The sequence below is a fragment of the Methyloversatilis sp. MC4-4 genome (assembly GCF_049843555.1).
Taxonomy (GTDB): Bacteria; Pseudomonadota; Gammaproteobacteria; order Burkholderiales; family Rhodocyclaceae; genus Methyloversatilis; species Methyloversatilis discipulorum_B.
Window position 1 is genome coordinate 1,023,459 of record NZ_JBBHZK010000002.1, and the last position, 11,712, is coordinate 1,035,170.

Genomic DNA, 11,712 nt, shown 5'->3' on the forward strand with positions numbered 1-11,712 from the left:
CTGTGACAGCTCGACTGCACGGCAACGCGCAGGCACCGGATCCGGCCGGTCTCCGGACCCTTCATCCTGCAATCACGAAAGCGAGGAAACGGATATGAGCCTTGGAACCATACTTCTGATCATCCTCATCCTGGCCCTGATCGGCGTTCTTCCGACCTGGCCACACAGCCGCGCCTGGGGTTACGGACCGGTGGGCGGCGTCGGCCTGGTCGTCGTCATCCTGGTCGTCCTTCTGTTGATGGGGCGGATATGACGTGCCTGCACCTCGCGTATCCCGGACTGCACCAACGGATGCGCGGCGCGTCGGCCAGCGCAGCCCTGCTGCTGACGCTGGCCGGCTGCGGCGACGTGGCCGAGCTGCCGGTTTCGGCCGGCAGCGGGCCGCACCCGCAACTGCCGCCGCCTCGTTCGACGCTTCTGCCGACCATGCACATCGCGCCCGCCAAGGGCTGGCCCGAAGGCGGCGCGCCGCTGCCGGCAACCGGCACCCGGGTGACCGCCTTCGCGCGCGACCTCGACCACCCGCGCTGGCTGCTCGTACTGCCGAACGGCGACGTGCTGGTGGCTGAAACGAATGCGCCGGAGCGCCCGGACGACCGCAAGGGCATCAAGGGCTGGGTGACCGGGATGGTGATGAAGCGGGCCGGCGCCGGGGTGCCCAGCGCCAACCGCATCACCCTGCTGCGCGATACCGACGGCGACGGCACGGCCGACGTACGTTCGGTCCTGCTCCAGGGGCTGAACTCCCCGTTCGGCATGGCGCTGGTCGGCGACCGGCTCTACGTGGCGAACACCGACGCCGTCGTCCGCTTTCCTTACCGGACCGGCGCACTCGAGATCTCCGATGGCGGAGAACGGGTGACCGACCTGCCGGGCGGCACGCTGAACCATCACTGGACGAAGAACCTGATCGCCCGCCCCGACGGCAGAAAGCTGTACGTCACCGTCGGCTCGAACAGCAACGTGGCCGAGAACGGCATCGAGGCCGAGGAAGGTCGCGCCGCGATCTGGGAGGTCGATGTCGCAAGCGGCGACAAGCGTCTGTTCGCGACCGGCCTCAGAAACCCCAACGGCATGGCCTGGGACGGCGCGGGACGCACCTTGTGGACGGTGGTCAATGAGCGCGACGAGATCGGCAGCGATCTCGTTCCCGACTACCTCACCTCGGTGGAGGATGGCGGCTTCTACGGCTGGCCCTACAGCTACTACGGTCAGCACGTGGACCGGCGCGTCGAACCGCAGAAGCCGGAACGGGTTGCCACGTCGCGCGTGCCCGACTACGCCCTGGGCCCACACACCGCCTCGCTCGGTCTTGCCTGGTCGGCCGGCAACACCTTGGGCAGCGGGTTCGCGCAGGGCATGTTCATCGGTCAGCACGGTTCGTGGAACCGCAAGCCGCACAGCGGCTACAAGGTGATCTTCGTGCCGTTCGAAGGCGACCGTCCGGCAGGCGAGCCGATCGACGTACTCACCGGTTTCCTCAGCGGCGACGGCGACGCATACGGGCGACCGGTCGGCGTGGCCATCGACCGCAAGGGCGGCCTGCTGGTCGCCGACGACGTCGGCAATACCGTCTGGCGCGTCAGCGCTGCGGACGACGCGAGCGGCTCGCCGGCGCCCGCCCTTCCTGACGGCCGCTGAACACCTCATCGAACCGCCAGCCGCTGTACTGACCGGGGCTGACCGGCGGCGGCGAGTTCGATGCAGCACCACGTCGCCGCCTCCACCCTCTCCTCTTCCCTCTTCCCTCTTCCCTCGTCCCTCTTCCCTCGTCTCTCCTCCCGCCGCGATCGCTGAGACGTCGCACGCGTTGGCGAGACACCCGTCTCTGTTCCCACCGCAAAAACCGGTACACCCGTATCCCGCCGGCGATTGTCCCGGATCATGCCGGGCGCATTTCCCGGGTTTCCATCGGCACCGATCTTGCGTCGTCCTGGCACGCACCGGCAGACCGCTGTTGCGTTCCACAGACGAACACAACGAACTCGATTGGAGAGAGGAAACATGGCGATGCTGAATTCCGCGGGCGCTTTTCCCCGCGCAGCCAGAAAGACATTGTGGCTGTCCATCATGCTCGGCGCCGCCCCGCTGGCGATGGCCGCTGCGGGCGACGGCAACTGGACCGAGTACAACGGCGACAAGGCCGGCTCGCGCTATCTGGCCGGCGGCAAGGTGAACGCGCAGAGCGTGAAGTCGATGAAGGTGGCCTGGCGCTGGGCCATGCCGGACAACAAGGTGTGGCAGGACAACGCCGAACTGCGCACCTGGGTGAACCAGTCGACGCCGCTGGCCATCGACGGCGTGCTGTATTCCAGCTCGCCGATGTCCATGGTATCGGCCATCGACGGCAAGACCGGCAAGACCTTGTGGACCTACGACCCCAAGGCCTATGTCGAAGGCACGCCGCCCAACCTCGGCTTCATCAGCCGCGGCCTGTCCTACTGGGCGAACGGTGAGGACAAGCGCATCCTGGTCGGCACCGGCGACGGCTACCTGATCGCGCTGAACGCGAAGACGGGCAAGCCGATCGAATCGTGGGGCGACAAGGGTCGCATCGACATGACCAAGGGCCTGCGCCGCTTCGTCGACCGCTCGCTCGTTGCCCTCACTTCGCCGCCCATCGTCTGCGGCAACACCATCGTGCCCAGCCTGGCCGTGCTCGATTCCTTCGCCGTCGGCCGTGCGCCGATGAAGAACCACCCGCCGGGCGACATCCAGGCTTTCGACATCCGCAGCGGCAAACGCGTATGGCATTTCGAGCAGCCGCCGCAGGAAGGCCAGCCGGGCAACGAAACCTGGGAAGACGGTTCGTGGAAGACCACCGGCTCGGCCAACATGTGGGCACGCCCCAGCTGCGACGAAGAACTGGGCCTGGTCTACCTGCCCTTCTCGACGCCGACCAACGACTTCTATGGCGGCCACCGCAAGGGCAACGGCCTGTTCGGCGAATCGGTGGTCGCACTCAACGCGAAGACCGGCAAGATCGCCTGGTATCAGCAGATCGTCCATCACGGCCTGTGGGACTACGACCTGCCGACCGCGCCCAACCTGATGGACCTGACGGTCAATGGCAAGAAGGTGAAGGCGCTGGCGCAGGTGACCAAGCAGGGCTTCGTGTTCACCTTCGACCGCAGCACCGGCGCGCCGGTGTGGCCGATCACCGAAAAGCCGGTGCCGCAGTCCACCGTGCCGGGTGAGCGCTCGTCGCTGACCCAGCCCTTTCCCAGCCTGCCCGCACCCTTCGTGCAGCAGGGCGTGAGCGAAGACGACCTGATCGACCTGACGCCGCAGCTGAAGGAGGAGGCGAAGAAGATCCTGTCGCGCTACAACTATGGCCCGCTGTACACGCCGCCGACCATCGACAAGGCCGGCACGCTGCAGGTGCCGGGCGTGCTCGGTGGCGCCAGCTGGGCGGGCGCTGCGCACAACCCGAAGACCAATGTGCTGTACGTGCCGTCCTTCACCATCCCCTTCGGCATCAAGCTGAAGAAGGAGAACGAGGGCGTGTACGACTACACCGGCACCTGGGCCGGCGTTGGCGGTCCGCAAGGTCTGCCGCTCTTCAAGCCCCCCTTCTCCACCGTCACCGCGATCGACATGAACACCGGCAAGCACCTGTGGCGCGTGCCGGCCGGCAAGGGCCCGGTCGATCACCCGGCGATCAAGGACCTGAAGCTGGACCGCGTCGGTGTGCCGCGCGAGAGCTTCATCGCGCTGACCGACGACGTGCTCTTCCTCGCACCGGAAGGGACGAACTCGGTGATTGGCCTGTCGTCACGCGGCAACGCGCTGATCACGCAGGCGACAGCGGAAGAGAAGGAGCCCTTCCTGTACGCGCACGACGCGCGCACCGGTGACGTGCTCGGCGAAGTGAAGCTGCCGGGTGCCGCCTTCGGCGCACTGATGACCTACCGCGCTGGCGGCAAGCAGTACGTCGTGGTGCCGATCGGCGGCGCCGGCCTGCCGGCCGAACTGGTCGCCGTCCAGGTCGACTGAAGCAGGACGCGGCACTGCCTGCGTCCGGACCGTGTCGCGCCGACGCGCGGCACGGTCATCGAAAACACGCACTCCCCGGAACGGATTCATGGATATACGGAAACTCAGCTTCGCAGCACTGATGAGCTGCATGGCGTCAGCGATGGCCTTCAACGCCGTGCTGCCGGACAAAACGCCGGACGGCGCCGCGCCCGCCGGCCCCGCCCCTTTCGACCTCGCCGACCCGGCCCGCATCAAGGCCGGCCAGGGCCGCTTCCAGTCGACCTGCGCCGACTACTGCCACGGCCACAAGCCGGCGCTGTTCATCGAGCGCGAGGGACTCGAAGCGGAATACGTGTTCAACACCATCCGCGACGGCGGCAAGGGCGCGACGCCGATGCCGCCCTGGGGCGAGGTGTTCACGCAGGAAGAGATCTGGGAACTGGTGGCCTACATCAAGTCCATCGGCCGGTGGTAAGCGCCCGCGGCGGCACAGGACGCGCGCCGAGCACCCGCTCAATATCCGCGCAGGTCGCCAGCAGCGCTTCGTCCTGCCAGCGGCGGCCGACGAACTGGAAGCCCACCGGCAGGCCGTCCTCGACGCCGGCCGGCAACACCACCACCGGGCTGCCGGTCAGCGAAAACGGCGTCACCATGCCGATGGCCGCTTCGACAAAAGGCCAGGGCGCAGCGTCGACCTCGATATCGGGCGGACGGCGCCACCACACCAGCTCGGTCTGCGGATAGGCGACCGTGCAGGCCACCGGGCACAGCCAGGTGTCCCAGCTGTCGAGGAAGCGTTCGAGCGTGCGCACCATGCGGTCGCGCGTGTTCAGCGCACGGCTGTAACGCTGCGCGTCCAGCGTCAGCCCCTGCACGAAGGCGTGCGCGATCGGCTGGTCGCGCGTGACGAAGCGGCCCATCACCGCGATCAACCGACGCGCCAGCCCCGGCATGCCGAGCCCGATTTCGGTGCCGGCGATCCAGCCGTAGGCCTGCCAGGCCTTGAGTACGTCGAAGCCCTCCGGGCAGCGCTGCTCGACCACGCAGCCGGCGGCCTCCAGCGCCGCCACCGTGCGCGCCAGTGCGGCGCGCGTGCGCCGGCACAGCGGCAGGCCGCCGAACCCGTCCCACCAGGCGATGCGCAGCGGTCGCCCGGGCGACGGCGCGGGCTGGAAGGGCACGCGCGGCACTTCGACATCGAGCCCGTCCGGGCCGGCGAGCACCGCCAGCGCGGTCTGAAGGTCGGCGACTGATGGCGCCAGCGCGCCGAAGGACAGCAGGTGACGCACGCTGCGCCGTCCGCCCGGCAGATGCGGAATGTGGCCTGTGCGCGGGATGCGGTTCTCGGTCGCCTTCAGTCCGGCCACGCCGCAGCAGGCCGCGGGTATGCGGATCGAGCCGCCGATGTCACTGCCCGGGTCGATGTACGAAAAGCCCATCGCCACCGCCGCCGCGCTGCCACCGGAACTGCCGCCCGGCGTGAGCCGCAGGTCCCACGGGTTGCGGGTCGGCCCGAACAGCGGGCTCCAGCACTGCGGGGCGGAGGCCAGCTCAGGCAGATTGGTCTTGCCGACCAGCACCGCGCCGGCCGCCTTCAGGCGCGCCACCACCGTTGCGTCGGTCGCCGGCACGTGCTGCGCCAGCGGCGGATGGCTGGCCGTCGTACGCAGGCCGGCTGTCTCGAATGCATCCTTCACCGTCATCGGCACGCCCAGCAGCGGCGGCAGCGGACCGCCAGCGGCACGCAGCGCGTCGGCCGCGCGTGCGGCGGCACGGGCGCCGGCCTCGTCCAGCGTGACCACCGCGTTGACGTCGCCGTTGTGCCGGCGGATACGCGCGAGGCAGACCTCCAGCTCGTCGATGGCCGTGCTGTCGCCGCGTGCAATGCGGGCGGCGACATCGAGTGCGGAGTAGGTCATGTCAGGGCCTGTTCAGCGCGCATTCGCGTACGCGATCACATCGCCGACCGAGCGTGCGTCCGGCGCGTAGACGCTCATCGCGAAACCGGTCAGGCACAGGAAGAGCGCGGTCAGCGCAAACGGCAAGAAGGTGCGCCGGCAGGCCGTCGTCAGCCAGTGCGGACTGTCGGTCGCCTTCAGATGACGGTACAGCGAGCAGGCAAGCACGCCGTCGAGCAGCAGTTCGGCGAACAACACGGGCGCGGCATACACGATGTAGAGCGACGCCAGCGCCATGCCGAGCAGCAGGGCCAGCACGACGAGCGGAATCGCCAGTTCGTCGGCGTCGACGGCCGATCCGGCTTCGCGCACGACCGACGGCAGCGCGTCGCTGTCCATCAAGCCGGACGACGACGTGTCGTCGAAAGACCCGCTCGCGCCGCCACCGCCGAAGTCGCCACCCTTGCCGGCGAACGATGGCACGCCGCCACCGTCCACTGGCAGGGCGCCGGACGCATCGGGCACATCGACGTAATCCTCCGCCCGCGTGTGCAGCCACAGCCAGAGCAGGCACAGGAACACGACGTAGGCGAAGCCGAGCGCCAGCGGGTAGCGCAGCGCCATGCTGTCGATGCCGGCCTGCATCAATGCAAACGACGCCACCAGCCCGGCGGCGCCGGTGAACGCAACGATCACCATCATCTGCAGGCGCGGCCAGGACTCGCTTTCGATGCGGCGCTTCAGGCGCGCCAGCAGGGCGGAACGGCTGTCGTACAACTTGCTTGGCATGGTGGCAGTCACGGATCGGACGGACGCCGCGACGATAGCGCATCCGGATTCATGCTGTGTCGATGTCCTGCCAGCACCGTGTAACGCGATGCAGCAGACGCCATTGACACCGATCAACGCCGCCCGTGTGTGCCGGTGACAGCATGGATGCAAGGAGGAACACTTCATGAACACCCCGCTCACCCAGGCTGACCGCGATCAACTGGAGCGCCGTCTGCGTGCACGTCACGACGCGCTCACCGCCCACATCCAGGCACAACTGCAGGGCCGCACGCGTGTCGAACATGCACGCGACTTGCTGCTGCAGGACGGCGATGACGCGCCACAGCGCAGCGCCGACCGTGAGGTCGATCTGGCGATGACCGATCTCGAAACGGTCGAACTGGCCGCACTCGACGCTGCGCTGCGGCGTCTGGCCAACGGCGACTATGGCCGGTGTGCCGAATGCGGCAGCGACATCCCGCTCGCCCGGCTGCAGGCCGAACCGCAGGCTGCGCTGTGCATCGGCTGCCAGAGCGCGCGCGAACAGGGGCGCCCGCACGCGGCCAGTCTCTGAGGGCGCTGACCGCCGGATGACGACCCGGCCTTGACCGCGACAAGGCCGCCGCCGTTCGCTGGCTACGGTGCAGGCTGCTGTCGGGGTCAGAAGACCCCTCCCACAGAACCTGACCCGCACTCCGGTGGCGAATCGGGCGCACCCCCTTGTGGGAGCGGCCTTGCCCGCGACGCAGCCACTGCGGTCCGCTGACTTCGGTACAAGCGCAGTTGCGGTCAGAGGAATGCTTCCGCAGAAATGCCGCCGAACTCGCCCGGGCTTGGATTCACCGGCGCCACCCCCATCTGCTGCCCGACATCCTTCCGAGGGCAAGACCATGCATGTCGTGTGTCCGCAGTGCAGCGCCACCAACCGCATTCCCGACGAACGTCTGGGCGATGGCCCGGTCTGCGCGCGCTGCAAGGCGCCGCTGCTTGAAGCCGCACCGTTCGCGCTCGGCGACGCGAACTTCGATTCCTATGTCGGCCGCACCGAATTACCGGTGGTCGTCGATTTCTGGGCCGACTGGTGCGGCCCCTGCCGCATGATGGCGCCGCAGTTCGAAGCGGCTGCCCGACAGCTGCCGCAGGTGCGCTTCGCCAAGGTCGATACCGAAGCCGCGCGGCAGACCGCGGCGCGTTTCGGCATCCGCAGCATTCCGACGCTGATGCTGTTCCGCAACGGCGTCGAAGTCGCGCGACAGGCGGGCGCGATGAGCGCGGCCGACATCGTGCGCTGGGTGCAGGCCCACGCGCGCGGTTAGGCGCCCCTCCATTCGCATTGAGCCCGCTTGCCTCATGGGGCGAAGGTCAGCGGCCCTGATTCAGGCCGCTGTCGCGAGCAAGCGCTCTCCCACAGGCACGCCGCCCTCAGCCTTCCACCCGGCGCATCGGCAGCATGTCCGACGCAGTGAAACCATGGCGCGCGTAGAAGCGCTGTGCGTCGGCATTGACGCGGTCGGTCAGCAGGGTGATGCGCGGGCAGCGCTGGACGCGTGCGAAGTCGATAGCGGCGGTCAGCAACGCGCTGCCCACACCGGCGCCGCGGACAGATGGCTCGACCACCATGTCTTCCAGCAGCACGACGCGTTCGCCGAGCGCGGTCGATACGGTGAACAGCAGATTCACCATGCCGATGACTTCTCCGTCGCGTCGCGCGACCAGCACGGTGCCGACGCGCGGATCGCTGATGATCATCGCCAGCCCGCGCGCCTGGGCCGCGGTGTCCGGCGTGAATTCGGCTTCCTGTGCAAACAGCGCGGACAGCAGTGCGCACAGCGCGGGGATGTCGGCGTGGGTGGCGGTTTCGATCTGCATCATGCGGGCTCCTGTAATCCTGTCCGCATGATGACCGGATTCCGGCCGCAGCCGCTAGTCCGGCAGCCGTTCGAAGCGCAGCTGCGGCACGCCGTCGATCTCGACCTGCCCGACGAACATGTCATACGGCCGCACCCACAGGCCGGAGTCGTTGTACAGCGGTCGATAGAGCACCATGGGCTCCAGCGTCTCGCTGTGACGGACGACGCCGACCACTTCGTACTCGCCGCCCTTGTAGTGGCGGTAACGGCCGGGGACGATGGACGGGGGCGGCGACAGATCACTCATCGTATTGGGCCTGCACGGAGTCGATTTGAAGGTGACGGACGGGATACTACAGCGGCACACGGGCGGGCATCCGGACGCGGAATACGCCGGGTGCCCCGCCCGCTTTTTTCATGCTGATCGTGCGCTTCCCGCCTCAGTCTTGCCGACGACGGCGCGCAACCAGCGCGGTCAGACCAAGCCCGGCGAGCAGCATCGCGTACGCGGACGGCTCCGGCACCGCCAGCACTGCCACGCCGCGCACCTGCGACGGGGCGAAAGGCTGGTTGGGGTCGTAGATTTCCTGCGCGCGCAGGATCTCCGTCGCACCGCTGCCATCCAGCCCCATGCTGAAGATGCGACCCGCGCCCAAGGTCTGCGTGCCACTGGGCAGCGTGGTCACGCCATTGAGCGCCGACACGTAGAGGGTGTCGTCGGTCACGTCGATGCCATTCAGGAAACCGAGCCCGCTGGCCAGCGTGGTCAGGCCGCTGCCGTCCAGGTTGGCGCGCTTGACGAAGCCGTCGGTCGTGGTCAGATAGATGTAGCCGCCGCTGACTTCGAAGTCGTAGGCATTCACGCCGGTGAGCAGCGTCTGCGCGCCCGAGCCATCGAGATTCGAGCGCATCAGGCGGTTCGACGCGCCGACCTGGCTCCAGAACACGCTGTCCGCCGTCACGTCGATCGCGAACGGCGAGCTCAGGCCGCTGCTGACGACCTCCGCCGACGGGAAGGCGAGCGACAGATCCAGTCTCAGGATGTCGCCCGAGTTCTGCCGCGTCACGTAGAGCATGCCGCCCTGCACATCGACGTCGTAGGCGCCGGCGATGTTGTAGGTCTTGAAGCCGGTGCCGTCCGGCAGCATGGACACGACGCGGTTCAACTGCTGATCCGGCCACCACAGTCGCCCGGCTGCAAACTCGACGCCATTCGGCCCCTTCACCCGGGTCGGGTCGGTCACCAGCGCGCCAGGCTCGCCGCCCGGTACGGACGCGCCGTTGATCGATCCAACGGTCGCGAATCGCGGCAGAAACTGTTGATAGGTTTCCGACCACACCAGCTGGTCGGCCGCAACGGCAGCGAAGCTGCTACAGGACAGCGCAAACGCGAGGAGGTGACGACCCCGTTTTTTCATTTTTGGTGATCTCCGGATCTGGACGGCGAAGGACGTTTTCGCCCGGCGAGGCCGGAGCAAGAGACATTCCTTCGTGCGTGAAGCGCCGAGGGGTGTCGGCGGCAGGCAGAAAAGCCGGAAATCGCGTGAGATGGCGCAGAGACGGGCCGGAGCGCAAGTTACCTTTGCGCTCAGCCACTTGGCGCTACCGGACACAGGCCCACGGTCGCCTGTCCATGCATTACGCGTAGATCGACATCGGACCCGCTTCGAGCAGTCTGTCCGGTCGCGCGCCGGGCGCTAGACCTTCATGCACATCGACGGTGCCGGGTGCAAAGAAATCCGACAGGGGATGGATAAGAACCTCCGCCCGGACTAGCTTGATTGAAAGTGATTGAGAGTGACTTATGGCTTCAGCAGACACCCGAGTGATGACCGCTCACTTGCCGGTTGCGCTGGCGGAGCAGGTGGACGAATTGGCGGAACGGCTTGAGCGTTCGCGCGGCTGGGTGGTGAAACAGGCCCTTGCCGCCTTCGTCGAGGGCGGCCATCTCACCTAGGAAGCCATGGCGGACTTGGGCGACAAGACCACTTTGAACCATCAAAGATGAAGGTCGGGGCAGCAACCTTTGGCTCGAATCAGCCCGAGTCGCGCAACATCGCGAAGCCATATTGGTTAAGCCTGCACAAAGTGCGCCACGAAATCATGACCTATCAGACGGACTGGCTATGGCGTCCATGGTGGAAGCGAAACCTTCATTGATGTATGCGAGTTGTTCCCGAACAAACTCCTTTAGCCGTGCCACGCGGGGTGACGCCCCTGGCGCACATCAGGCGAGGCGACTGGGATCGCGCTTCGATCTTCGGGACAAGGACAACACCAACCCGAGCGCCGGCAACACAAGCGCAATAATGGACGGCTCCGGAATACGGCCCACCGTCCCTCCAACGGAAAAGTATTGCCCTTGCCTGGCGTTTATATCCGAGACGGCCGAGGACCAAAGCCTGATCGCCACCGCGTTACTGATGCTCGGATCAGCATCGAATACGTGCGAGCCATAGAGCTTGCCTGAGCCAAGGTCATCGAATATATCTGGGGCAACCGCAGATCCGCTCAGCAAGTCGAATGGCGAGGTAGACACATCGAACACGTTGAATCGCATCGGGGCAAAAGGAAAACTTGCCGAATACGGTCTCAAGACCAGCGTCGCGCTCGTTACCACCCCATCGAGACCAGAGAGATCAAACGAAAAGAAGTTTCGGAAGACTGAATCGAAAACCCCGTTGTACCCTGCGAGGTAATTGTAGTTACCAGGGATGTGGCCAAGACGGTCGCTCCACCATCCGAAATTTTCCGCGTAGGACTCGCTACCGATCGGCGCACGGTGAGTACTTGCAGTGTAAGCGGACCCATCAGCAAGCCGTAGCACCAGAGATTGTCCTGAGGGGCCATCACCCTCACTTCCGCCAAACAGGTAATTTGAGTCCGGATAAATGGGCGCAGCGAACACGGCGACGTGTGCAAGAAGGCCGAATACCAAGGTCGAAAACCGGAAAACCACGATCACCTCCTCATACGCGTTGACAGCAACGCCACAAAACCAGCACATAGCCCCAGATCGCCGACGACTCCGACCACAGGACACGTTGCAGTGACACCTCTGTAAAGTCGAGTCGGCCGATCGTACGCGTCACAACGGAAGAATACTATGATAAAGGTATTAATAATTGATGACGTGAGTATCAACCGGACGTATAAGAGATCAATGTGGGCCGCGTGCGCGGTGTATCGTCCCCGTGTGGCGGAAGTCTTGTAAT

Annotated in this window: 13 protein-coding genes; 7 read left to right on the forward strand and 6 right to left on the reverse strand. The window is 66.4% G+C overall.

The window, feature by feature from the left end; genetic code table 11:
• Positions 1 to 94 precede the first annotated feature (94 nt).
• From WDZ97_RS11560 to WDZ97_RS11575, 4 genes are all read left to right on the forward strand, one after another.
• Entirely contained in the window at positions 95 to 253 is a 159-nt protein-coding gene (locus WDZ97_RS11560; protein WP_296809097.1) for a DUF3309 family protein, read from the forward strand.
• Positions 254 to 291: 38 nt separating this feature from the next.
• A complete protein-coding gene (locus tag WDZ97_RS11565) occupies positions 292 to 1,641 on the forward strand; it encodes a PQQ-dependent sugar dehydrogenase (RefSeq protein ID WP_425762832.1) in 1,350 nt (449 codons plus the stop codon).
• Positions 1,642 to 2,010: 369 nt separating this feature from the next.
• The gene (locus WDZ97_RS11570; protein ID WP_425762833.1) at positions 2,011 to 3,996 is read left to right on the forward strand and encodes a pyrroloquinoline quinone-dependent dehydrogenase; all 1,986 of its coding nucleotides are present in this window, start codon (positions 2,011 to 2,013) and stop codon (positions 3,994 to 3,996) included.
• Between the two features lie 88 nt (positions 3,997 to 4,084).
• Entirely contained in the window at positions 4,085 to 4,453 is a 369-nt protein-coding gene (locus WDZ97_RS11575; RefSeq protein ID WP_304006372.1) for a c-type cytochrome, read from the forward strand.
• Here the strand turns inward: WDZ97_RS11575 and WDZ97_RS11580 are convergent.
• Positions 4,431 to 5,897: an amidase gene (locus tag WDZ97_RS11580; protein ID WP_425762834.1), complete on the reverse strand. Its 1,467-nt coding sequence runs from the start codon at positions 5,895 to 5,897 to the stop codon at positions 4,431 to 4,433. The genes WDZ97_RS11575 and WDZ97_RS11580 overlap by 23 nt on opposite strands.
• A gap of 12 nt (positions 5,898 to 5,909) precedes the next feature.
• Positions 5,910 to 6,665: a hypothetical protein gene (locus tag WDZ97_RS11585; RefSeq protein ID WP_425762835.1), complete on the reverse strand. Its 756-nt coding sequence runs from the start codon at positions 6,663 to 6,665 to the stop codon at positions 5,910 to 5,912.
• A gap of 166 nt (positions 6,666 to 6,831) precedes the next feature.
• On the opposite strand from WDZ97_RS11585, the gene WDZ97_RS11590 reads away from it, so the two are divergent.
• Positions 6,832 to 7,221, forward strand: coding sequence for a TraR/DksA family transcriptional regulator (locus WDZ97_RS11590; RefSeq protein ID WP_425762836.1), 390 nt, complete (start codon positions 6,832 to 6,834; stop codon positions 7,219 to 7,221).
• A gap of 316 nt (positions 7,222 to 7,537) precedes the next feature.
• Positions 7,538 to 7,963, forward strand: coding sequence for a thioredoxin TrxC (gene trxC, locus WDZ97_RS11595; protein ID WP_425762837.1), 426 nt, complete (start codon positions 7,538 to 7,540; stop codon positions 7,961 to 7,963).
• Between the two features lie 106 nt (positions 7,964 to 8,069).
• Here trxC and WDZ97_RS11600 read toward each other — a convergent pair whose 3' ends face one another.
• The 3 genes from WDZ97_RS11600 to WDZ97_RS11610 all read right to left on the reverse strand — a co-directional run bounded on the left by WDZ97_RS11600 (position 8,070) and on the right by WDZ97_RS11610 (position 9,915).
• A complete protein-coding gene (locus WDZ97_RS11600) occupies positions 8,070 to 8,519 on the reverse strand; it encodes a GNAT family N-acetyltransferase (protein WP_425762838.1) in 450 nt (149 codons plus the stop codon).
• A 51-nt stretch (positions 8,520 to 8,570) separates the two neighbouring features.
• Entirely contained in the window at positions 8,571 to 8,804 is a 234-nt protein-coding gene (locus tag WDZ97_RS11605) for a DUF1653 domain-containing protein (protein ID WP_425762839.1), read from the reverse strand.
• Between the two features lie 133 nt (positions 8,805 to 8,937).
• The gene (locus WDZ97_RS11610; RefSeq protein WP_425762840.1) at positions 8,938 to 9,915 is read right to left on the reverse strand and encodes a DUF5050 domain-containing protein; all 978 of its coding nucleotides are present in this window, start codon (positions 9,913 to 9,915) and stop codon (positions 8,938 to 8,940) included.
• A 410-nt stretch (positions 9,916 to 10,325) separates the two neighbouring features.
• Here WDZ97_RS11610 and WDZ97_RS11615 point away from each other — a divergent pair, with 410 nt between their 5' ends.
• A complete protein-coding gene (locus WDZ97_RS11615; protein WP_296809070.1) occupies positions 10,326 to 10,454 on the forward strand; it encodes a ribbon-helix-helix domain-containing protein in 129 nt (42 codons plus the stop codon).
• A 270-nt stretch (positions 10,455 to 10,724) separates the two neighbouring features.
• Here the strand turns inward: WDZ97_RS11615 and WDZ97_RS11620 are convergent, their stop codons facing one another.
• The gene (locus tag WDZ97_RS11620) at positions 10,725 to 11,456 is read right to left on the reverse strand and encodes a hypothetical protein (RefSeq protein WP_425762841.1); all 732 of its coding nucleotides are present in this window, start codon (positions 11,454 to 11,456) and stop codon (positions 10,725 to 10,727) included.
• Positions 11,457 to 11,712 lie beyond the last annotated feature (256 nt).

Excerpts from the sequence above, each read along its gene's own strand:
- WDZ97_RS11600 (WP_425762838.1), bottom strand. The coding sequence starts at position 8,519 with ATGATGCAGATCGAAACCGCCACCCACGCCGACATCCCCGCGCTGTGC.
- WDZ97_RS11560 (WP_296809097.1), top strand. The coding sequence starts at position 95 with ATGAGCCTTGGAACCATACTTCTGATCATCCTCATCCTGGCCCTGATC.
- trxC (WP_425762837.1), top strand. The coding sequence starts at position 7,538 with ATGCATGTCGTGTGTCCGCAGTGCAGCGCCACCAACCGCATTCCCGAC.
- WDZ97_RS11570 (WP_425762833.1), top strand. The coding sequence starts at position 2,011 with ATGCTGAATTCCGCGGGCGCTTTTCCCCGCGCAGCCAGAAAGACATTG.
- WDZ97_RS11575 (WP_304006372.1), top strand. The coding sequence starts at position 4,085 with ATGGATATACGGAAACTCAGCTTCGCAGCACTGATGAGCTGCATGGCG.
- WDZ97_RS11605 (WP_425762839.1), bottom strand. The coding sequence starts at position 8,804 with ATGAGTGATCTGTCGCCGCCCCCGTCCATCGTCCCCGGCCGTTACCGC.
- WDZ97_RS11615 (WP_296809070.1), top strand. The coding sequence starts at position 10,326 with ATGACCGCTCACTTGCCGGTTGCGCTGGCGGAGCAGGTGGACGAATTG.
- WDZ97_RS11580 (WP_425762834.1), bottom strand. The coding sequence starts at position 5,897 with ATGACCTACTCCGCACTCGATGTCGCCGCCCGCATTGCACGCGGCGAC.
- WDZ97_RS11565 (WP_425762832.1), top strand. The coding sequence starts at position 292 with ATGCGCGGCGCGTCGGCCAGCGCAGCCCTGCTGCTGACGCTGGCCGGC.
- WDZ97_RS11590 (WP_425762836.1), top strand. The coding sequence starts at position 6,832 with ATGAACACCCCGCTCACCCAGGCTGACCGCGATCAACTGGAGCGCCGT.
- WDZ97_RS11610 (WP_425762840.1), bottom strand. The coding sequence starts at position 9,915 with ATGAAAAAACGGGGTCGTCACCTCCTCGCGTTTGCGCTGTCCTGTAGC.
- WDZ97_RS11585 (WP_425762835.1), bottom strand. The coding sequence starts at position 6,665 with ATGCCAAGCAAGTTGTACGACAGCCGTTCCGCCCTGCTGGCGCGCCTG.